The 22,493-nt window shown below is 41.2% G+C and carries 19 protein-coding genes; 11 read left to right on the top strand and 8 right to left on the bottom strand.

Translation table 11 applies throughout. The features are described 5' to 3' along the window. Position 1: 1 nt before the first annotated feature. From ACEQ81_RS04900 to ACEQ81_RS04930, 7 genes are all read right to left on the bottom strand, one after another. Positions 2 to 829 (bottom strand): amidohydrolase family protein, encoded by an 828-nt coding sequence (locus ACEQ81_RS04900; protein WP_411029727.1) that lies wholly within the window; start codon positions 827 to 829, stop codon positions 2 to 4. A 10-nt stretch (positions 830 to 839) separates the two neighbouring features. Beyond that, entirely contained in the window at positions 840 to 2,327 is a 1,488-nt protein-coding gene (locus ACEQ81_RS04905; protein WP_411029728.1) for a sulfatase-like hydrolase/transferase, read from the bottom strand. Positions 2,328 to 2,337: 10 nt separating this feature from the next. Then, a complete protein-coding gene (locus ACEQ81_RS04910; RefSeq protein ID WP_411029729.1) occupies positions 2,338 to 3,192 on the bottom strand; it encodes a fumarylacetoacetate hydrolase family protein in 855 nt (284 codons plus the stop codon). Further along, positions 3,193 to 3,969, bottom strand: a complete 777-nt coding sequence (locus ACEQ81_RS04915; RefSeq protein ID WP_411029730.1) for an SDR family NAD(P)-dependent oxidoreductase — start codon at positions 3,967 to 3,969, stop codon at positions 3,193 to 3,195. Continuing rightward, positions 3,969 to 5,303 (bottom strand): alpha-L-fucosidase, encoded by a 1,335-nt coding sequence (locus tag ACEQ81_RS04920; protein ID WP_411029731.1) that lies wholly within the window; start codon positions 5,301 to 5,303, stop codon positions 3,969 to 3,971. The genes ACEQ81_RS04915 and ACEQ81_RS04920 overlap by 1 nt, the downstream gene beginning before the upstream one ends. A 7-nt stretch (positions 5,304 to 5,310) precedes the next feature. Further along, complete coding sequence (locus ACEQ81_RS04925; RefSeq protein WP_411029732.1) at positions 5,311 to 6,639, bottom strand: L-fuconate dehydratase; 1,329 nt, start codon at positions 6,637 to 6,639, stop codon at positions 5,311 to 5,313. Positions 6,640 to 6,725: 86 nt separating this feature from the next. Continuing rightward, entirely contained in the window at positions 6,726 to 7,607 is an 882-nt protein-coding gene (locus ACEQ81_RS04930) for an AraC family transcriptional regulator (RefSeq protein ID WP_411029733.1), read from the bottom strand. 193 nt (positions 7,608 to 7,800) lie between these two features. Here ACEQ81_RS04930 and ACEQ81_RS04935 point away from each other — a divergent pair, with 193 nt between their 5' ends. Next, on the top strand, positions 7,801 to 9,057 hold the full coding sequence (locus ACEQ81_RS04935; protein WP_411029734.1) for a ComEC/Rec2 family competence protein: 1,257 nt from the start codon (positions 7,801 to 7,803) through the stop codon (positions 9,055 to 9,057). Between the two features lie 57 nt (positions 9,058 to 9,114). Here ACEQ81_RS04935 and ACEQ81_RS04940 read toward each other — a convergent pair whose 3' ends face one another. Next, entirely contained in the window at positions 9,115 to 9,972 is an 858-nt protein-coding gene (locus ACEQ81_RS04940) for an AraC family transcriptional regulator (RefSeq protein ID WP_411029735.1), read from the bottom strand. Positions 9,973 to 10,107: 135 nt separating this feature from the next. Here ACEQ81_RS04940 and ACEQ81_RS04945 point away from each other — a divergent pair, with 135 nt between their 5' ends. From ACEQ81_RS04945 to ACEQ81_RS04990, 10 genes are all read left to right on the top strand, one after another. Beyond that, positions 10,108 to 11,034, top strand: a complete 927-nt coding sequence (locus ACEQ81_RS04945) for a dihydrodipicolinate synthase family protein (RefSeq protein WP_411029736.1) — start codon at positions 10,108 to 10,110, stop codon at positions 11,032 to 11,034. Between the two features lie 63 nt (positions 11,035 to 11,097). Continuing rightward, positions 11,098 to 12,624 carry an aldehyde dehydrogenase (NADP(+)) gene (locus ACEQ81_RS04950; protein WP_411030374.1) on the top strand — a complete coding sequence of 509 codons (1,527 nt, stop codon included), beginning with the start codon at positions 11,098 to 11,100 and terminating at the stop codon, positions 12,622 to 12,624. 257 nt (positions 12,625 to 12,881) lie between these two features. Next, positions 12,882 to 14,666, top strand: a complete 1,785-nt coding sequence (locus tag ACEQ81_RS04955; protein WP_411029737.1) for a DUF5050 domain-containing protein — start codon at positions 12,882 to 12,884, stop codon at positions 14,664 to 14,666. Between the two features lie 61 nt (positions 14,667 to 14,727). Further along, positions 14,728 to 15,615: a formylglycine-generating enzyme family protein gene (locus tag ACEQ81_RS04960; RefSeq protein WP_411029738.1), complete on the top strand. Its 888-nt coding sequence runs from the start codon at positions 14,728 to 14,730 to the stop codon at positions 15,613 to 15,615. Positions 15,616 to 15,685: 70 nt separating this feature from the next. Beyond that, complete coding sequence (locus ACEQ81_RS04965) at positions 15,686 to 17,248, top strand: M20/M25/M40 family metallo-hydrolase (protein ID WP_411029739.1); 1,563 nt, start codon at positions 15,686 to 15,688, stop codon at positions 17,246 to 17,248. A gap of 22 nt (positions 17,249 to 17,270) precedes the next feature. After that, a complete protein-coding gene (locus ACEQ81_RS04970; RefSeq protein WP_411029740.1) occupies positions 17,271 to 18,743 on the top strand; it encodes a M28 family peptidase in 1,473 nt (490 codons plus the stop codon). Then, positions 18,740 to 19,705: a pyridoxal-phosphate dependent enzyme gene (locus tag ACEQ81_RS04975; RefSeq protein ID WP_411029741.1), complete on the top strand. Its 966-nt coding sequence runs from the start codon at positions 18,740 to 18,742 to the stop codon at positions 19,703 to 19,705. Before ACEQ81_RS04970 ends, ACEQ81_RS04975 begins: the two co-directional genes overlap by 4 nt. Next, positions 19,689 to 20,639 carry a hypothetical protein gene (locus ACEQ81_RS04980; RefSeq protein ID WP_411029742.1) on the top strand — a complete coding sequence of 317 codons (951 nt, stop codon included), beginning with the start codon at positions 19,689 to 19,691 and terminating at the stop codon, positions 20,637 to 20,639. Before ACEQ81_RS04975 ends, ACEQ81_RS04980 begins: the two co-directional genes overlap by 17 nt. 25 nt (positions 20,640 to 20,664) lie before the next feature. After that, a complete protein-coding gene (locus ACEQ81_RS04985) occupies positions 20,665 to 21,639 on the top strand; it encodes a TolB family protein (protein ID WP_411029743.1) in 975 nt (324 codons plus the stop codon). A gap of 31 nt (positions 21,640 to 21,670) precedes the next feature. After that, entirely contained in the window at positions 21,671 to 22,483 is an 813-nt protein-coding gene (locus ACEQ81_RS04990; protein ID WP_411029744.1) for an inositol monophosphatase family protein, read from the top strand. Positions 22,484 to 22,493 lie beyond the last annotated feature (10 nt).

A 22,493-nucleotide genomic window follows, 5' to 3' on the forward strand; every position in this document is an offset into this window, starting at 1 on the left:
TCTATAGCTTGTATATGTTTGCGGCATTTTGCCCCATTATTTGTTTTTGATCTGCTGACGGCAGGGTTTCTATGTAATTGCTGATGACGGATAATACGTCCTTGTAAGATCCGGCTAGTAGGCACACTGGCCAGTCTGATCCGAACATCACCCTGTCCGTGCCAAAAGCTTTCATAACGGTATCTAAAAAAGGAAAAAAATCTTCTTTTTTCCAACGATATCCTTTGGTTTCCGTAACCAACCCCGACAGTTTGCAATATACGTTTTGGCAGGCTCCTAGTTGTTCTATATGGGATTTCCATTCATTTTCTAAACCGTCTGAAACCTGGGGTTTTGCCATGTGGTCCAGTATAAAAGTTTGGTTGGGAAATCTATGCGCCAATTCTATTGCTGCCGGTAGTTGGTGTTTATAAATTAAAATATCGTATGTGAGCCCAAACTTGGACAACAGGCTTATCCCCCTTTGAAAATCGGGCCTAAGCATAAAATATGTGTCCGGTTCGTCTTGTACAATATGTCTTACCCCCTTAAACAAATTGTTTTGGGCAAAGGCTGTTAATTGTTCTTCTACGTCTGTTTTTAATAGATCTACCCATCCAACAACACCCTTAATAAAATTGTCATTTTCTGCGCAGGCCAATAAAAACTCAGTTTCCTCAAAAGACTGATCTGCCTGGACTGCTATGCACCCATCAATTTTATTTGCTTGTAGAACAGGGCGTAAATCCGAGGGAAGAAAATCTCTTCGGATCGCCTTCATAGAATTGTCTATCCAAGCATGTTTCTCGGCATTGTATTTCCAAAAATGTTGATGGCTATCGATGATCATGCTCAGACGTTTAGATGGTGTTTGTTTCAAACAATTTTTCGTACATCGAAGTTAGGTCTAACGAATCTCCCATATCTTGTTGTAAGTTCAAAAGGTCTTTAAAAAGTGCCTTTAACCTTTCGGATTGCTCTGATTCTGAGGCTATATTGTTCAGTTCCAGCGGATCCTTTTCAAGATTATACAATAGTACTTTTTGAGCCCTTGGATAGATGATTAGTTTAAACCCATTTTTTCGTATCATCCGTTGGGATTCCTTTTCATAGCAACCGTAAATGGCCTTATAATGACTTTTGATCCTCTTTCCTTTGGCAAGGTCCATTACGCTGTTGAATTCTAAATACGAGGGCTTTTCAATACCGGCGATGTCCAAAGCAGTGGCCATTGCATCTTGCAAATAAATATCAGCCGCTACTTTTTTACCCTTGGGCAAATCTGGTCCTACAAGAATAAACGGTACTCTTATACTATGGTCGAACATGTTTTGTTTCCCCATAAGTCCATGCTCTCCGATGGCCAATCCATGGTCGGAAGTAAAGAAGACATAGGTATTTTTATTGAGCCCCTTTCTTTGAAGAGCGTCCATGATCTTCTTGATTTGATCATCCAAGTGGGTGGTTATGGCATAATATTCTTGTCGGTTTACCTTAACGGCATATTTGGTCCTAGGAAATGGCGCCAATTTTTCATCTCTAAGATCCTTGCCTGCACCCATTTCCTCTGCAAATGGGTATTGTGGCAAAAAACTTTTAGGAACCTCCATACTATCTAATGGGTATTGTTCCACATATTCTTTCGGGGACTGTCTGGGATCATGGGGTGCGTTAAAGGCAATGTACATAAAAAATGGATTTTGCTTCTGCGATGCACTATCAATGAACGCCAAGGCATCGTCCCTTACCAATTCACTCCAGTGCTTACCGCCTTTCCAAAAACCCCCAAATTCTTTTTTCCAAGGCTGCCAAAGGGTATCATTAACATTTCTTGGTCTATGATATCCTTCAGGGGTATCCCAAGGCATACCCCTAAGTACACTTTTGACATTGTTAAAAATACTGTCTGGAGGAACCTGCACATGCCATTTTCCGGTCATATAGGTATCATAACCTGCACTTTCCATCAATTTTGGCCACGTTTTTTCTGTCTGCTGGTTCTTCGCATAGTTGTTAGAAATTTGTTGGGCTCTCCATATAGATCGGCCACTAATGATCATGGCTCTGGAAGCAACGCAAATGGCACCGTTCCACCCACCCATATTATAGGTATTGGTGAAAGTAACTCCATTATCGGCAAGATTGTCCATAGCCGGAGTTCTTATTTCATTGTTGCCCAAAGCGCGCAATGCTTTATAGCTTTGGTCGTCCGTTAGAAGTAAAACAATATTGGGTCTGTCCTCGGCCGCTATTTTGGAAGTATTGGAAGTTGGCTGGTCTTTGCATCCTACCATTCCCAAGACCGTGAACAACGCACAAAAAAAACCGTTCTGTTTACTTAAGATCATGGTCCATAATTTAATCGTAGGCCTTGGCCAACTGTTTAGAACTGCCTAAACCATCGATACCCAACTCTACCACATCCCCTGCTTTTAAGTACTTAGGTGGGTCTAATCCCAGACCTACACCGAATGGTGTCCCGGTAGAAATGATATCACCAGGGAGGAGGGTCATAAATTCACTGATATAGCTTATCAGCTTAGGGATTCCGAAAACAAAATCGGAAGTATTGCTCTGTTGCATGGTTTTGCCGTTTACCTTAAGCCATAAGTTAAGGTTATGGGGGTCCTTTATTTCATCCTTGGTAGCCATAAAAGGCCCCATAGGTGCAAACGTATCGCAGCTTTTGCCCTTTACCCATTGCCCTTCACGTTCTAGTTGATACTCCCTTTCGCTATAATCATTATGCAATACATAACCGGCAACGTACCCCATGGCTTCCTTATTGGTAACATAGGATGCTTTTTTGCCTATAACGATCGCCAGTTCTACTTCCCAATCGGTTTTTTTGCTTCCCCGAGGAATAATTAAATCATCATAAGGACCTACAATAGCGGAAGTGGCCTTAAAGAACAATACGGGTTCTTTGGGAATTTCCATGCCGCTCTCTGCGGCGTGTTGTGCATAATTGAGTCCAACACATATCATCTTTGAAGGACGGCATGTTGGTGGTCCCAGGCGCACTGTTTTATTTAATACGGGGCAGTCAGCTTCGTTTTTAACGACCCATTTTTGCAAACGTTCTAATCCGTTGTTCTCAAAAAAACTCTCATTATAATCTTGTCCGAAACCACAAGTACTTATGCGCGTGCCATTGGCAAGCTCAATACCGGGTTTTTCGTTCCCTACGGGTCCAAATCTAATTAGCTTCATTTATCCATTAAGTTTAATAAATCCTCCATCTATTGGAAAATCGGTTCCTGTTATAAAAGATGCCTCCTCCGAACATAAGTAAAGGGCCAAGTTAGCCACCTCTTGTGGTCTGCCCATTCTGCCCAGGGGCTGCGTTTTAGAAAGCTTTGCAAACATTTCCTCCTCTTTTCCAGGATAGTTTTTCTTTATAAAATTATCTACGAAAGGTGTGTGTACGCGGGCCGGGGAAATACTATTACAGCGTATTCCATGGTCCAAATAATCCTTGGCTACCGAATAGGTCATCGTAAGCACGGCGCCCTTGGTCATGGAATAGGCAAATCTGTCGGAAATACCTACTGATGAAGCAATGGAAGCCATATTTATGATTACACCACCATTTTTTTTCATTCCTTGAATACAGGCCAAAATGCAGTTGTAGACCCCTTTAATGTTTACTTGGTATAATCTGTCCATGTCCGCTTCTTGGGTAGTTTCAATATTACCAACATGGGCAATACCGGCATTATTGACCAAAATGTCGATGGCGGACCGAGCCTCAATAGATTTGATAACATCTATAACCTTCTTTTGTTTGGAAACATCGCATTGATGTGCATGGGCAATGCCACCAGAACCTCTGATTTCTTCAATAACGGATTCCGCCAATTCCAAATTTAGTTCCAATACATGCACAACGGCGCCTTGCTTGGCAAAAGTTTTGGAAATTGCCAAACCTATTCCACTTGCCCCTCCGGTGATTACCGCCGTTTTATTTGCTAAACTAAAAACAGACATTATTTTAATGTAATTTCTATTATGGTATCCAATTCATCTTGCTCACTTTCAGGTATTGAAAACGTTAATTCACCTTTTCTTTGTTTAAAGCGTATCGGAGATTTGCTTCCAAAAAAAGACACTTTCTTAATTTTCTGACTAAAATTAGGAATAACTACCTCGGTTCCCTCCAATTCCAAAAGATGTAAGTACATGGTATCTCCCTTTTGGGTAGATACAATCTTGTTACCCAACTTTACTGCTCCCTGCCTGGTTCCATAAATAGTTTCACCATTGGTTTGGAGCCATTTGCCTATGGCTTTCAACCGGTCTTTATGTTCTTTTTGGATTTCGCCATTGGGCATAGGGCCAACATTTAGAAGAAAGTTGGCATTGTTACCAGCCGCTTTTACCAGATATAGAATAAGATCTTTAACGGATTTATGTTTTCCATCCTGCAAATTAAAACCCCACGAATGATTAATGGTCTCACAGGTCTCTAAGGGTAGTCTTCCTATTTCTGCACCTCCAAAACCAGTAGTGTTATTACCTGGGAGGTCTTTTTCGAACATTTGAAAATCTTCCCCGGGGAACGGCAGTTCATGATGATTGTTCCCGATCAGTAGTTTAGAGTCTACATCATGGATCATTTTATATGTTTTTTCCAAATTCCATTCTATTCCTTCAAGACGGTACTTCACACGTTTCTGCCAGTTTTTCTTATCTGGGGCCTGGTCCCACCATCCATCAAACCAAAAACCGGCGATATCATAGTTTTCTGCAAGTTCCTTTATTTGCGCATCCTGGTAATTTAAATAGTTGTTCCATTCCCCAGCTTCTGGCCTTCCGGTTTTTCTGCCTGTCCAACCACGAGGAAAATAATCGGGATGGTGCCAATCCAATTGCGAATAGTACGCAAACAACTTTATCCCTTGTTTTTTGCACTCTTGCTCCAACATCCTAAAAATATCCTTTCCATAAGGCGTTGCGGCTACAATGTTGTAATCGGATACCTTTGAATCGTACATGGCAAAACCATCGTGATGTTTTGTGGTAATGGAAATGTATTTCATTCCGGCGGCTTTGGCCAGTGCTACAATTTCTTCAGCATCAAAAGCGATCGGATTAAAAAAAGCGGGTAATAACTCGTACCTGTCTATGGGTATATCCTGATTTTGCATTACCCATTCGGCATCTCCCAAAGTACTATAGACGCCCCAATGGATAAACATACCGAATTTGGCATCCTGAAACCAAGTCCTTGCCTCTAGGTTTTCTTTTGACGGAATGTAGTTCTCTTGTGCAATTAGAATTTGGCAATTAACGATTAGAATTATTGCAAGTAATTTTTTCATACTGTTTCTATTTAGGGTTATGGGTTAATTCTGTCAGCCAGAGCGCACCTTCAGGGTAACAATACTGCTCTAAAGAACTTTCCTTCATGGTGATGCTGTAGCCGGGCGATGTAGGGGGCATATAAGCCCCTTCATCTATTATCACAGGGTTTACAAAATGTTCGTGGAGATGATCCACATACTCTATTATTCTATTTTTTTTAGAACCACTTATTGCGATATAATCGATCATGGATAGGTGTTGTACATACTCACAAAGCCCAACTCCCCCTGCATGCGGGCATACGGGGATGTTATATTTTGCTGCCATGAGTAGGATGGCCAAAATTTCGTTCACTCCTCCAACTCTACAACTATCTATTTGACAAATGTCTATAGCATTTGCTTGCATCAGTTGTTTAAACATAACGCGGTTCTGACAATGTTCTCCGGTGGCCACTTTTATGGGACGAACTGCTTCGGCTATTTTTGCATGGCCTAGAATATCATCCGGACTAGTTGGTTCTTCTATCCACCAAGGGTCAAACTTTTTCAATTCTTGCATATTGGAAATAGCTTCGTCCACATCCCATTTCTGGTTAGCGTCCATCATCAATTTTAAGTCGACTCCTATCTCTTCCCGAATAATGGCCGCTCTTCGCATATCATCTTTAAGGTTGGCGCCTACCTTTATTTTCATATGTTTAAAACCTAAAACCTTTGCCTCCCTACATAATCGTCTCATTTTTTCATCGGAATACCCTAGCCATCCGGCGGATGTGGTATAAGCAGGATAACCCCTTTTAAACAGGTTATCTATACGTTGCTGTTTTGAGGACTCTCTGCTTTTTAGTAGTTCCAAAGCCTCAACAGGTGTTATGGCATCGGTGATGTAAGTGAAATCTATGCAGGAAACCAATTCTTCCGGACTCATGTCGGCCAGTAATTGCCAAAGTGGTTTACCCATTACCTTGGCATAAAGATCCCAAACAGCGTTTACTATAGCACCAGTTGCCAAATGTATAACACCTTTTTCCGGCCCCAGCCATCTCAATTGACTATCTCCAGTGATCATTTTCCAAAAATCGCCCATGTTGGCCGTAAAACTTTCCAAGGACTTCCCTACAATTAAATAGGACAAGGATTTAATTGCTGCAACACATAGCTCATTGCCCCTACCAATAGTAAAAGTTAGCCCATGCCCGCTATGGCCCTCCGGATGATCTGTTTTTAATATTACGTATGCTGCCGAATAGTTGGGGTCTGTATTCATGGCGTCCGAACCATCCATGGTTTTACTGGTGGGAAAACGAACATCTTTTACCAAAATTTCAGAAATTAAGGTTACGCGAGACATAGAATGGAGGTTTTAAAACAAAACTATCAACTGACCGTCGACATTACCACCTAATAAGCTGCAAAGAACGATACTTTTTTTGCCTATTAAATCTGTAATTCTAATTTTTGGGCATGAAATTGAGCATAAATGCTCGGGGATTTACCCATTATGGTTTTAAACTGCCGGTTAAAATTTGAAATGTTGTTGAAACCAGATTCGTAGGCAATGGCCGTAATATTGTATTTATCTTCGAGCAGTTGCCTGCACGCATATCCAATACGCACTTCATTGAGATATCTTGTAAAAGTTTTCCGATGCACACGCTTAAAAAATCTGCTAAAGGCCGATGCGTTCATACCTATCTCGTTGGCCACATCACTTGCCTGAATACTCTTTTTGAAGTTCTTAAAGACATATTCATAAATCCTATGTAAACGTTTGTTTTCCGTTTTCAAGAAAGAATTTACGTATCCAATACTTGCTAATTGCTCATAGTGATCGTGTTTGGCAAGGGTATTCAGGATTTCAATAAATTTTACCATTCTGGCGAATGGATCCAGATATAGCAAACTTTCAATATCTTCCATAACCTGTTGGTCTAACCCCAAGAACTTAATGCCTCTTTTAGCCTTTTCCAATAAGTCTCGGATCATGGTAAATTCTGGTGCCAACAAAAAACCCTCCCCTAAAAACTCCTTTTTAAAATGAACCGCAACGGCTTCTGCGCCCAGCCCAGAAGATTCTTGGAAATAAATTTCATCATTAAGCCACATATGTGGAAGGTTCTCCCCAATTAAAATTACCTCTCCCTCCGTAAATTTTTCTATACTGTCTCCTATAAAACGGGTTCCTGCGCTTTTCTTAATAAACGCCAGTTCTAGTTCTATATGATAGTGCCATATTTTTATGAAATTAGGATAATTATTATGGCTAACGCTAAATGAGCTGTGCTTAAGATTGGTTCTATCTAATAAATGAAGCTTCATAGCCCTTATGATTTGTAGGTTTAAAATACGGCAAAATACGCATTAATTATACTCTTTTGGAAATCTTATTGATTTAATAGCAAAAAAAGTATCACCATTGGTATAGGGTTTAGTAGATAATGTATCCGAATTAATGGACTTTAGGTTTGTCTAAAAGCGCTTTTTAAATATGTCTTATAAAAAATTACAATCCATGAATACCCTATTAAAAACTTTAATGTTTGTTATTTTGGCATGTGTTCAATTGAATTGCAACTCCAAAGCTCAAAATCGGGTTATAGAGGAAACCAACCCCACAGCCATTGGTATAACCGAAGCGTTTTCTCCATGGCAAGAAGGGTATTTAGATATTCATCATATAAACACCGGAAACGGAGACTGTAGTTTTATGGTTTTTCCTGATGGTACCACCATGTTGTTTGATGCCGGTATCATAGATAAAGGGAAATTTGAAGAAAAATATGCCCCGCTTAAAGCTACTTCAACTGTTCCAAGCGATTCCCTTTCTGCCGCAGCGTGGATTGCAAATTACATCAAACGCATGGCTTCTGAGGATAGTAAGGCACAGATAGACTATGCATTGGTCTCACACTTTCACAGTGACCATTACGGAAGTCTACCGGATTTGGCAAGAATGGTTCCGGTAAGAAAAATAATAGACCGCAATTATCCCGACTTAAATTTTCCTTTTGATCTTCGCAAGAAACTTGCAGAAGATGAGTTTTTTCAAAATTATCTTTCTTTAATCTCCAACAAAAAAATTGCAGCGGAAGCGTTGGACGTGGGTAGCGATTCACAAATATATTTGGTGAATGATAAAAGAAGTTATCCCAATTTTAAAGTACGTAACGTAAAAAGCAATGCTACTATTTGGACGGGCCATAACAATGAGACCATTGAATTTTTTAAGGCCACGGAAATGACCGATTTTTATAAGGGAGGGTATAATGAAAACCCCTTAAGTCTTGCTTTGAAGATCAGCTATGGGAAATTCGACTATTTTACGGGAGGAGATAATACTGGCCTACAAGGTTTTGGATTACCCTATTGGTTTGATGTGGAAACGCCTATGGCCAAAGGGGTTGGTAAGGTAGAGGTTGTTACCCTGAACCACCACAGCAATAGGGATGCCACCAATGAATTTTTTGTTAGGACATTAGATCCTAAAGTGGTTGTGCAGCAGTCCTGGTGTTCGGACCACCCAGGGCAAGAGGTATACCAACGACTTATCTACAAAGATGATAAAATGGAGGAAAGAGACATCTTTGCCACTAATATGCATCCAGAAACTTTAGTAACCTATGGCCCATGGTTTAAAGACAATTACAAAAGTATGCGTGGCCATATTGTAATACGGGTAAATCCAGGTGGTGAAAAGTACAAGGTCTTTATTCTTAACGAAGCTACCATGCAAATTACCCAAGAATACGGCCCATATTCATCTAAATGACTACCGATAAATAAGAGGATCCTTTGATAAAAATCTGCTATTGATATGCATAACCTTTTATTCATTCGAAAAGTGGAGCTGCATCAATCTATACTGTAAGGGAGAAGTTTTCTTTAATAATTTAAATTTTCTGTTGAAATTGGAAATATTGTTAAACCCAGAAAGTTTGGCTATTTCCGAGATGGTCAAATCCTTATTAAGAAGCTTACAGGCATGGTCTATTCTGAGTTCTGTCAAAAATTGAAAATAAGTCTTATTGGTGCGTTGTTTAAAATATTTGCAGAATGAGTTGGTAGTCATGTTGGCAACATTTGCAATTTGTTGTAGACTAATGCTTTCATCAAAATGAGCCATCGTATATTCGAATACCGCACTCATTCGTCTACCTTCATTGTTGGTATAATTCTTTTGGTATACGAAGGAAGACAATTTTTTCGACTTCGATTTTCGGATAAGGCTAAGAATCTCAATAAAAATAATGAAACGATCCAATTGAGAAGCTTTCTTAAATTTCAAGAACAACTGTTTTAGGGCTATTTTATTGGATGTTACTTTAATACCGTAAGCACTGTTTTTAAAAAAGGGAAGGAGCGTTCTAAATTCGTTCAATTCAAAAAATTCCTTGCCGAAAGAATCCTTGCTAAAAAAAAGGGATATCATAATTGACTTTTCCCCTTCCATGATATCACTTTTAAAAACATGTGGAAGATTACTACCTATAATTAATATGTCATCCGACTTAAACTCGTTTACAGAATCTCCAATGACAAGGGTACCCTCGCCTTTTACTATTAGACTTAATTGAATTTCCCTGTGTTGGTGCAACCTTCCATAGAAGAAATCCTCATAATCCTCTTGATAGACAAGGGCCGAATTTTCGGGTTTTGGTATCTTAAATGGTAAGACCTTCATCATTCAAAAATATGCAAATATTATTCGGAATAAAACTTAAACAACAAAAAATGAATAATATAGTACAATTAGTGGATAAAAACCCATCATCATCGCAGTTGGTTTTTAATTAATTTTACAACTCAAAATAACTTTATTATGAGTATAGAATGGAAGGGCGTTATGCCAGCAGTAACCACCAAGTTTACCGATGATGATAAACTGGATATGGAAAATTTTGAAGTAAACATACACGCACAACTCGAAGCGGGCGTCAGCGGAATCATTCTTGGAGGAACTTTGGGAGAAGCAAGTACTTTAAGCGATGACGAAAAGAAAACCTTAGTAGTAAGAACAGTAGAGCTGGTGCAAGATAAAGTACCGGTGATTATAAATATTGCAGAGCAATCTACCCGAGGAGCCATTGAGGCGGCACGTAAAGCGGAGGCATACGGCGCCAAGGGATTAATGCTTTTACCACCTATGCGATACAAGGCAGATGACAGGGAAACCGTCACTTATTTTAAGGAGGTGGCGAATAACACTACCCTACCGATCATGATTTACAACAACCCGGTAGATTATAGTATTGAAGTTACATTGGATATGTTCGCAGAATTGGCCGAATGTAAAAATATACAGGCCGTTAAAGAATCTACCAGAGATATTACCAATGTCCTTAGAATGCGAAATAGATTTGGAGATCGTTTTCAAATCCTATGCGGAGTGGACACTTTGGCGCTAGAAAGTATACTGATGGGAGCCGACGGCTGGGTGGCAGGTTTGGTATGTGCCTTTCCTGCCGAAACAGTGGCCATATGTAATTTGGCCAAATCGAACAGGGTTGAAGAAGCCATTGAGATATACAGATGGTTCCTTCCCTTATTGGAATTGGATATAAGCACTAAATTGGTACAGAATATTAAATTGGCAGAGGTGGCCACTGGTATAGGAACGGAAAACGTTCGGGGCCCAAGGTTGCCTTTGGCAGGAGAAGAAAGAAAACGTGTGTTGCAAATTATAGAGGATGGATTAAGGAACAGACCGGTGTTACCGGAATATAAGAGCCTTAGCGCCGTGGTATAAATAGGTAAGATGGTCCTGTATAAAGTTAAATGCTTTGCGTGAACCAAAAAAGAAATGAAGAGAATGATTACAGGAAAAAACTATATAGGGAATAGATTGTCTGGTGAAGGTGTCAGTTCACATAGAACCGTGGATCCAAAACTTAATATCGAAAACCCAACAGCTTTTATGGAGGCCACCGAGGATGAAATTAATGAAGCGGTGGACTTGGCGGCTATTGCCTTTCAAACATTTAAAAAGACATCGGGGGAACAAAGAGCAGATTTTTTAAACGCTATTGCCGATGAAATTTTGGCTTTGGAAGATGAATTGATTCAAATGTTTTGTTTGGAATCGGGATTGCCCGAAGGTAGAGCGGTTGGTGAGCGGGGAAGAACAGTATTTCAACTGCGTTCCTTCGCCGAATTGGTTTCCAATGAAGAATGGCGGAATAATGTCATCGATAAAGCAATACCGGACCGGCAGCCATTGCCAAAGCCCGATATCAGAAAAACATCCATTCCCTTGGGGCCAGTGGTAGTTTTTGCGGCCAGTAATTTCCCTTTGGCTTTTTCTACGGCAGGGGGTGATACGGCAAGTGCGCTGGCTTCTGGCTGTCCCGTTATCGTAAAATCCCATGCCATGCATTCCGGTACAGGCGAGTTGGTGGCCTCGGCAATTATTAAAGCTGCGGAAAGGACCGGAATGCCCAATGGGGTGTTCTCTAACATCACCGGTAGGGGAAGAACTGTAGGTACGGCTTTGGTAAAACACCCCAAAGTAAAGGCGGTTGGCTTCACCGGAAGTATTTCTGGAGGGAGGGCGCTATATAATTTGGCCGCACAGCGAGAAGAACCCATTCCTGTTTTCGCCGAGATGGGTAGTATAAACCCCGTGGTAATTACACCACAGGCAATAGCTGCCAGATCAGAAGAGATAGCGTCTACCTATGCAGGGTCCATAACCTTGGGAACGGGGCAATTCTGTACCAATCCGGGACTAATATTGACCGTGGAAAGTGAAGGTGTAGAAGATTTTGTTGAAGACCTGGCGGCAAAAACAGTTGCTATTGATCCCCAATGTATGTTGCATCCGAGTATTAAAAGCGGATTTGTACAGAACGAAAATATCGTTACCGGTCAGAAAGGTGTTTCCGTGGTAGGACGCTTGGAAGAATCAATTGATCCAAACTATGCCCCCTCCCAGATAAATGCAACATCCGGGGCCGATTTTTTGGCCAATCCTAAAATGCACACAGAGGTATTTGGGCCGTTTTCACTAGTGGTAAAAAGTAAGGATGAAGAAGAATTAATTGCGGTTATCAACAGTCTAGAAGGGCAGTTGACCGGTACTATACTAGCAGAGGAGAGCGAGCTGGAAAATCTTGAAGGAATTATAGATGCCCTACAAAACAGAGTGGGTAGGATTATTTTTAACGGTGTACCTACCGGAGTAGAGGTGACCGGGGCTATGACACATGGTGGGCCATATCCGGCATGCTCTGATTCTAGATTTACCGCGGTTGGCCTTGGAGCTATAAAAAGATGGGTAAGACCTTTTAGCTATCAAAATTGGCCAAAAGAGTTGTTACCCGATGCGCTAAAAGATTAATAAACAATAAAAGATTTTAAATAAATATTGGAACTTAAAGATAGAAGCTATAAATTAACTATATGTTTTGGCGGTTAACCGCCCCCCACTTATTTTTTAACTTAAGGAAGACATTGGAAAAATAAGTGCATTACCTACGGAAAATCTCCGTATACCTTAATCAATATAGTTGATTTGGTGTACGGAGATTTTGTTTTATCGGAAGTTTTTGACACCCTTCGTCCTAAGTAGTTTGATTGTTTCTAAAAAGAACAAAGATGAAAATTACAAGAACAAAGTTATGGGTTGTTTTACTGGGACCGTGGTTATTTCTGTCCTGTAAGGAAGTTTCCAGTAAGAACCATAAGGAAGAAAAAACCATCGCCAACAGTGCTATGCCAAGTCCTGTAATCGCTTTCTTTTCGGACCGCGATGGTAATCCGGAAATTTATACTATGCGCTTGGATGGTACCGAACTCGTAAGGTTAACAAATAACCCTGCTGAAGATTCGTACCCTGTCTTTTCCCCAGATGGTTCAAAAATTGTATTTGAATCCAACAGAACGGGAAACTTTGAGATTTACACCATGAACCACGATGGTACCGATCAAAGGAAATTAACCAACACTGCGGAAGATGAAGTGTCTTCATCATGGTCTCCAGATGGATCGCAGATTGTTTTCGTTTCATTTAGGGATGGCAAAACATCGGAAATCTATGTAATGGACCACGACGGTTCTAACCAGACACGATTAACCCATAACGATTTTGATGATGAAGCACCCCACTTTTCCCCTGACGGAAGGCTTATTGCCACGGAGTCTGGAAAAAACCGGGAAAGAAGACAGATTTACAAAATGAATGCAGATGGATCGGACCATGCACCGCTGACCGCTATGGAAGCATATCAGGGGTACCCCACTTGGTCCGCTGATGGTTCAAAAATCTTCTTTGATTCTACCTTGGACGGTGGAGGAATATATAGTATAAATGTTGATGGATCCGATCTTAAGAAAGTTACTGATAAAGGTATGGGGAGTTTTATCAATGTTGCACCAAACGGTTCAAAAATCTTGTTTACGGGAATGAAAGCAGGTGAAGAAAAGCCTCATTTGTACACCATGGACATGGAAGGCAACAACTGGGTAAAAATTACGAATACCAAGTTTGAAGAAATAGCACCTACCTGGAATCCGGCAAGTTTTAAAGGAGCACCTACAAATAATGGGAAGATTCAAAAAATTGTCTTTCATTCCAACAGGGATGGCAATAGCGAGATTTATTCCATACACGCCGATGGCACTAATGAAAAGCGATTAACGGAGAACAACTACTACGATGGTTTCCCTTCCTGGTCTCCCGATGGGTCCAAAATTTTGTTTCAATCCGATAGAAGTGGTGAGGCGGCCATATACGTTATGGATGCAGACGGGTCTCATATACAACAAATACCCAATACACAAGGCGGCAATTACGCCAAATGGTCTCCAGATGGCTCTAAAATTGCCTTTTTTGCCCCAAGGGAAGGCAATACCGAGATTATCCTTATAAATTCGGATGGTTCCGGTGCATTAAATCTGTCGGATAATGCCGCGACCGATGAGACACCCAGCTGGACCAAGGATGGGACCAAAATTGCATTTCAAACCAATCGAGGGGCACAACCCCCACCTTCAGGCGAGGAAGAGGCACGGTTAAACTACGGTATCTATATTATGAACGCCGATGGTACGGATCAAACACAAATCACAGATTTTGAGACCAACGATGAAAACCCTTCAATTTCCCCCTCCGGAGAACAGGTAGTATATCAATCCTATATAAATGGAGGCCTCGCTATTGTGGTCATAAATACCGATGGCACCAATAAAACAGTCCTTACCGTGGCTGATCCACCCTGCGGATCTCCCGCATGGTCCGGGGATGGTAAAAAACTTGCATATGACTCCATGGCAGATGGAAATTTTGAAATATTCAGTATGGATGTTGATGGCACAAATAAAAGACAACTCACTTTTACGGAAGGCGAAACAGAAAATTCGGGAGCATCCTGGACACATTGATCTAAGTGTTGAAAAATAGTAAAAGAGAAGGATTGAACATAACAAGTAATATAACACAACAATGAACGCAAGGAGAACATTTTTGATAACGATGATAGGAATCTTTGCAATAAGTTCTATCTCAACATGCCAGACAAAGCATGCCCCTGCGGGTATGGTTTTTATCCCTGGAGGGTCTTTTATGATGGGCGATGCCAATGGTCAGGATATGGAAAAGCCCGTGCATGCCGTTGAAGTAAGCCCCTTTTATATGGATACCCATGAAGTTACCATTGCGGAGTTCAGAAAATTTGTTGCCGCCACCAATTATGTTACAGATGCCGAAAAGAATAATGGAGGTTACACATGGGGAGGGGAGGAATGGGTTATGAAACCAGGAATTAACTGGAGATTCGATGAGATGGGCAATTTGCACACACCTAAAAAAGATAACCACCCCGTTACCCATTTAAGTTGGAACGACGCCAACGCCTATGCCCAATGGGTAGGGAAGCGTTTGCCCACCGAGGCCGAGTGGGAATATGCTGCCCGTGGCGGCTCAAAAGGATATAGATATGCTTGGGGCAATGAATCCTTGGGCGCTGAAGTAGTAGCCAACGTATCCGATGAGAACCTGATAAAAGTGGTTACCAAATGGCCATATACCAAAGGATATGATGATGGGTACACCTTCTCTGCACCCGTAGGCTCTTTTAAACCCAACGTTTTTGGTTTATACGATATGAGCGGTAATGCCTGGGAATGGTGTCAGGATTATTTTGATCCCGATTACTATAGTAGAAGTGGAGAAAAAGATCCGATCAATAAGCAGCCCAGTGAACGAAGAGTATTGCGCGGAAACTCGTGGGACGGTAGGCCCGGATTGATGCGGTGTTCCAGACGTACCAGTGATGAACAATCCAACAGTTATGTGGATACAGGTTTTAGATGTGTAAAGGATATAAAATAAGCACATTGGATATATGGCAATTGCCGTTGATAATGCGAAAGGTTAAGAATGATAAATAAAAACAAAACGGATGAAAACATATAGGAGATTGATCATTTTGTCTTTAGTGTGTATGGTTATTTCCTCATGCGCCATAGCCCAGGCCGATGCAAAGGAACAAGTAGATATCGAAATGGTGAATAAGATCAAAGCAGAGGCGATGGACAACTCCAGCGCAATGGATAACCTGAATTACATTGCGGACGTATATGGTCCTAGGGTCACAGGCTCCCCTCAGTACTATGAGGCGGCTAAATGGGCCAAAAATCGTTTGCAAGAATGGGGTTTGGAAAGTAAACTGGACGATTACCCGACCGATTTAAGGGGTTGGCATTACGAATCGTATTCTGTACAAATGACGGAACCAACGTTTATGACCATAAATGCTTTGCCGTACATCTGGAGCAATGGCACCAATGGAGTCATTGAGAGTGAAATTGTTTTAGTAGACCCCGAAGATATTACCGCACTTAAAAAGCTTAAGGGAAAATTGAAGGACAAGATTATTGTATCCCCTAACAATGAATCCCTGGATGATATAAGTATAAAACCATTCTCCGAAGAGCAGCTTCTAAAAGCCTCGGAAAGTAATTTGGCCAATGACCCGGAGGGTTTGGATAATAGTGGTATAAAACCGCTAGCGGATTATTTGAGGGCAAAAAAGGAGCAACGGACCAAGGTACCCAATGAAGCGGATGAGGTTCATCAGTTTTTAATAGATCAGGGGGTGGCGGCGGTAGTTGTGGCGAGCAATCATGGGCTGGGGGTGGTCAGTGCCAATACCTTGCCTTATAACGCTATCGGGGACATAAAACCAGTTCCTCATTTTTCTATCGCCAAAGACCAGCATAAAAGGATATTGACCCTTGTTGAAAAGGGATACCTTCCTAAGTTGAAATTGCATTTGAATGCTACTTTTAATACTGAAAAGAAGTATCACGTTAATATTTTGGGCGAAATAAGAGGAGTAGACCCCAACTTGAAGGATGAAGTTGTAATGGTAGGGGCCCATTTTGATTCTAAAGTAGGAGGCACAGGAGCAGCAGATAATGGTGCTGGGTCTGCCACCATTATGGAAGCGGTCAGAATTCTTAAGGCCATTGGCGTAAAACCTAGAAGAACCATACGGATAGCACTATGGGATGGAGAAGAGGAAGGCCTTCAGGGATCTTTAGGATATTTAAAAAAATATGTAGGTGATATTGTGGAGGGGACTTATGAGGAGGAGCAATCTAAAATATCCGTTTATTTTAATATGGACCAAAACGGACATGACCTACGTGGCATTTTTACCCAAGGAAATAAAAAAATCCGTCCCATTTTTGATGCTTATTTAAAACCATTTCATGAATATGGGGCAGCCACAACTACCATTCAGAATGCCTGTTGTACAGATCATCTTGGTTTTGATGCCTTGGAAATTCCTGCCTTTGAATGGATTTACGACCCGCTTTATTATTTCAGTCACCAACTTCATGTAAACACGGATACTTCGGATTTGGTAAAGGAAACGTCCATGAAACGTAATGCGGCTATAGTAGCTGGGTTTATTTATCATGCGGCAATGCGCAATGAAATGATGCCTAGAAAATAAAAAAGAAAACCAATTAACAATTATGAAAAAAATTGTCCTTGCTCTAGTCGTAATAGCCATCATTTTTGTGGGGGTACAGTTTTACTTCCCTGATATACTCTATAGTTCTACCTGGGGGCAAAGGATAATGTTGCGATTGGAAGGAGATCAGGTGGCAGAATTTTACTTTGAAGGGGATAAAGAAACCAAAGATACTGTTTATATGAAAGGGGTAATTTACTCGGGAACCTTAGATGATATCAAGGAAGTGCTCCAAGATAACCCGGAACTTACGACCTTGGTAATGGTAGATGTGCCCGGGTCCATAGATGATGAGGTAAACTTGGCGGCATCCAAGGAAATAAGAAAACAAGGTGTTGACACTTACATTCCCAAAGATGGGATGGTAGCTTCCGGGGGTACCGATATGTTCTTAGCTGGCGAAAAAAGAAAGATACACCAAACAGCCAAATTGGGAGTACACTCATGGGGAGGAGGTGAAATGGCCGCTCTGGACTATCCGCGTGATCATAAGGAACACAAAAAATACTTGGAATATTATGCTGTAATGGGCATACCCTTGGATTTCTACTGGTATACGTTAGAAGCTGCCCCGGCAGAGGATATCCATTGGATGACCGAAGGTGAAATAGAAAAATATGAGGTGGTTACTTCAGCCACTTCAAAATTACTTCAAAATCAAAAGAAATTAGCATCCGACGCTTTTGGTGGTAGAGCTACCGGAAACAATTTGTTGGCACAAGAACTGATCACTTCTTATTTTACGGAAATAGGGTTGGGAAAATTTGATGATGACTACAAACAACCGTTCACTTTTATTGATGAAGAGACCAAAAAGCAAAGAACCGGAACCAATATTGTGGGTTTTGTAGAAGGGACAAATCATACCGAACAATATATTGTTATGAGCGCCCATTATGATCATTTGGGTGTGGTGAACGATACCATTTACAACGGCGCGGACGATAATGCGTCTGGGACGGCAGCACTGATGGAGCTTGCCGGTTATTTTTCAAAAAATCCCCCGGAACATTCCATAATTTTTGCGGCCTTCGATGCCGAAGAACTGGGATTGCACGGCTCAACTCATTTTGTAGATCATTCTCCCATTCCACTTCAAAATATAATATTGAACATAAACATGGATATGATCAGCAGAAATAGCAATAATGAAATTTATGTGGTTGGTACTTTTCAATATCCCGAGTATAAATCCATGGTTGATAAGGTGTCTCACGATAGTAAACTAAACGTTTCCTTTGGTCATGATGATCCTACTGATTCTACAAGGGCATTCTGGATGAACTCCTCGGACAATGGCCCGTTTTTTAAAAAAATGATACCGAATATCACTTTTAGTGAAGAGGACCATCCGGACTACCATAAACCTTCCGATGATTTTGAAAATATAGACCCTAAATTTTATAAGAATGTAGTGCAATTGATTTTGGAATTTACGAAAGAAATAGATCAAAACTTCCCCAAGGCGCAATGATAAAAACTTCGGACATATCAAACGCTTATCAAAATATCAAAAATGATATTGATAAGACTCCGTTGTTGTTTTCGCCGGCGTTGAGCAAGTTGTCAGGTGCCAAGGTATATCTTAAAATGGAACACTTGCAACGCACGGGATCTTTTAAGATACGCGGGGTCCTCAATAAGATCATCAGCTTGCAAACTAGGGATTTTGAAAAACTCTTTGTAGCGGCCTCAACAGGAAACCATGCGGCTGCATTCGGATATGCTGCCGAAAAATTTAAGTTTAAGGGTACTTTGTTTCTTCCCGAAAAAACCAATGAAACCAAGGTCAAAGCCATAGCCCATTATGATTTGGAAAAAGTTTTCTTTGGAGATAACAGTCGAGAAACTGAAGCAAAAGCTACTGCCCATGCCCGTGAAGTTGGAGGTGTTTTGATTCACCCATATAATGACAGGCAAATTATAATCGGTCAGGGCACTCTTGGTTTGGAGATAAAACAACAATTGCCTCAACTCGATGTTGTTTTGGCCCCGGTAGGCGGCGGTGGATTGGCGTCTGGTCTAAGTACTTTTTTTGCGGAAGATGACACCGTTTCAGTGGTGGGTTGTCAACCAAAAAACGCTTCGGAAATGTATGATTCCATTGAAAACGGCCATATAGTTCCCTCAAGTACAAAGGAAACTATTGCAGATGCTTCCGCAGGTGGAGTAGAGGAAAACGCGTTGACGTTTGAAATTTGTAAAAAGCACCTTTCCGGATTTGAGCTTTTAGATGAGGAAGACATAAAAAAGGCAGTGGCCTTTGTTTTAAAATACCATCAATCCGTAATAGAACCTGCCGCAGCACTTCCGGTAGCGGCATTGTTAAGGGGTAAAAAATACCGGGGGAAGCATGTTGTTCTGGTATTGACCGGAAAAAAAATAAGCATGCCTTTATTAACAACAATAGTGAATACATATGGCGATTATTATTAATAAAGAAGAGATATTTTCTATAGTAAAATCCATCGATGTGGTTTCGGCTATGGAAGAAGGGTTTGTACAGTACAGCAACGGAAATACGGTGGTACCCCCTGTTGCCGAGTTACTTTTTGATAACCCTAAAGGGGAGACCCATATTAAGTACGGTTATATAAATGATGATGACTATTTCTGCATTAAAATTGCCTCTGGTTTTTATGGCAATACGGCAATGGGAATTTCATCGAGCCAGGGAATGATGCTTTTGTTCAGCCAAAAAACTGGAGAGACAAAAGCGGTCTTATTGGACGACGGGCATCTCACCAACATACGTACCGCAGCGGCAGGAGCATTGGCAGCTAAGTATTTTGCCCCAAAAAATATTAAGGCCATCGGAATTATTGGTACCGGAATCCAAGGCAGGTTACAACTGCAGTTCCTTCAAAAAAGCACCACATGCCGTACGGTATGGATTTGGGACAGGAACAAGGAGATAGCATTACAATACAAAGACGAACTGAAAGCGGATTTTGACATTCATATAGCAGAAGATCCGTCGGAGGTAGCAAAACATTGTAACGTTATCGTAACAACAACTCCCGCGCAAGAACCGCTATTAAGAGCGGCGGATATTCTGCCGGGCACCCATATAACGGCAGTGGGTGCCGATACTCCTGGGAAACAGGAATTGGAGAGTACACTTTTTAAAAGGGCCGATTTGATCATTGCGGACAGTATTTCTCAAAGTAAAAGCAGAGGTGAAATATATAGAGCATTCAAAGACGGCTTGCTTCCGGCAACAAAAGTAGTAGAACTGGGTACGGCGATACAAAATAAAGCTTTACAGAGAACCGGCGAAGATCAGATTACAATAGTTGACCTAACCGGAGTGGCGGTGCAAGATATTATGATTGCCAAGGCAGTTTATGAAGGGTATATAAATCGATAAAAACTAATTATTAAAAGGAATCATTATGAACACATTAAAAAACAGCGTTGTAAGCAGATTTTTGTTTTTGGTCTGTTTTGTTATGGGGAAATCCGTTATGGCAAATAGCGTCCAAGATTCAAAAATCCTTTTTACAAGTACCAGGGACGGAAATGCAGAAATTTATACCATGGATATGGATGGAAGCAATCAAACAAGACTGACAAACAATAGTTCCTACGATGGCGATGCCACTTGGTCACCAGATGGCACACAAATAGCATTTGTATCGGACAGGGATGGCGATTTGGAAATATATATAATGAATGCGGATGGCACGGCCGTTAAAAGAATTACGAACAGCCCAGGAGAGGATAACTCCCCAGAATGGTCGCCGGACGGCTCCATGATTGCATTTAATACAAGTCGTTTTGGCAATGGAAGTAGCGAAATATTGAGACGGAACATTGAAGGCGGAGAAACATGGGGATTAAACCCTACCCGCCTAACCTTTGCAGTACCCACGCACTCGGCCAGTGCAAATAACTTTATATCGTGGTCCCCAGATGGTCTGCAAATTGCATTTGAATCCGATAGGGATCGGGACGACCCGGAAATTTACTTGATCAACGCTGTGGATGGATCCAATATGCAACGCCTAACATTTACCAGAGCCTTGGACGAGGTACCTTCATGGTCTCCGGACAGCAAACAAATTTTGTATTCCACGGACACGGACGGTGAACCACAAAATGGCAATTACGAAATATATATCATGAACCGGGATGGTTCCGGAAAAACTAGATTAACAAGTAGTCCAAACTCGGATACCAACCCATCCATGTCCAATGATAAGAAGTACATCGTGTTTGAATCGCACCGCGACGGGCATCCAGAATTATACAGGATGGATGCGGATGGATCCAATGTAACTAAACTCACGGATTTTAAAGGCGAGCAGCCCACAGGGGAGGATGAATTTCCAAATGGAAATATGGATCCAGTGTGCTCTCCCTTCTAAGTATTTAAAAAATGGAACGATAGTATAACAGATGAAGTCCTACAGCAAATATCGGAATGAAGCCGTCGTCGCCGCTAAAAAAGCGGGAGAGCTTTTGTCATCGCTCTTGCCGGCAAATTGCGATTTAAATTCTGATGAACGATTGCAGTTAATGGACAGTGCGGATCGTAAAGTTCACGATTGCCTGCTTCAAACCTTGTTACGGAGCTTTCCGGACCATTCCTATATTTCTGTTTATACCGAAAACCAAACCTTTTTTACCGATAGACCGCTATGGGTATTGGATCCTATCGTAGGCCTAGGTAATTTTTCGCATGGCGATCCGCACTTTGCCATATCCATAGCACTTATGTTAAACGGTGTTACCGTAACTTCCGTAATACACAATCCGGTTTTTGGGGAGCTGTTCAGTGCCGAAAAGGGGCAAGGGGCATTTCTTAACAATAGACCGATTAGCGTCTCGGTTACCAATGAACTAAAGCATTCGTTACTGGCCACCAGATTTCCTTATGACATTAGAGAAGCGAAAAGAACCAATCTGGAACTTTTCAATATATTGATTTTAAAAGCTGAAGGAGTCTTAAACCATGGATCGGCTACGTTAGACCTTGCCTATGTGGCATCGGGACGATACGATGGTTTTTGGGCAATACATATGAACCCATGGGACTTAACCGCAGCGGTACTTTTAATAGAGGAAGCTGGCGGTATGGTTTCAACGCTTTCAGGGGAAGACTATTTCACCGAATCTGTTGAAATATTGGCCACCAACGGAAAAATACATCAAGAAGTTTTAAAGACCGTGGAGGCAGTTGTAATAAAAAAACAAAAAACCATTAGTTAAACCTTGCTAC

The sequence above is a fragment of the Spongiimicrobium sp. 3-5 genome (genome assembly GCF_046557915.1).
In the GTDB taxonomy this organism is placed as follows: Bacteria; Bacteroidota; Bacteroidia; order Flavobacteriales; family Flavobacteriaceae; genus JBHEBG01.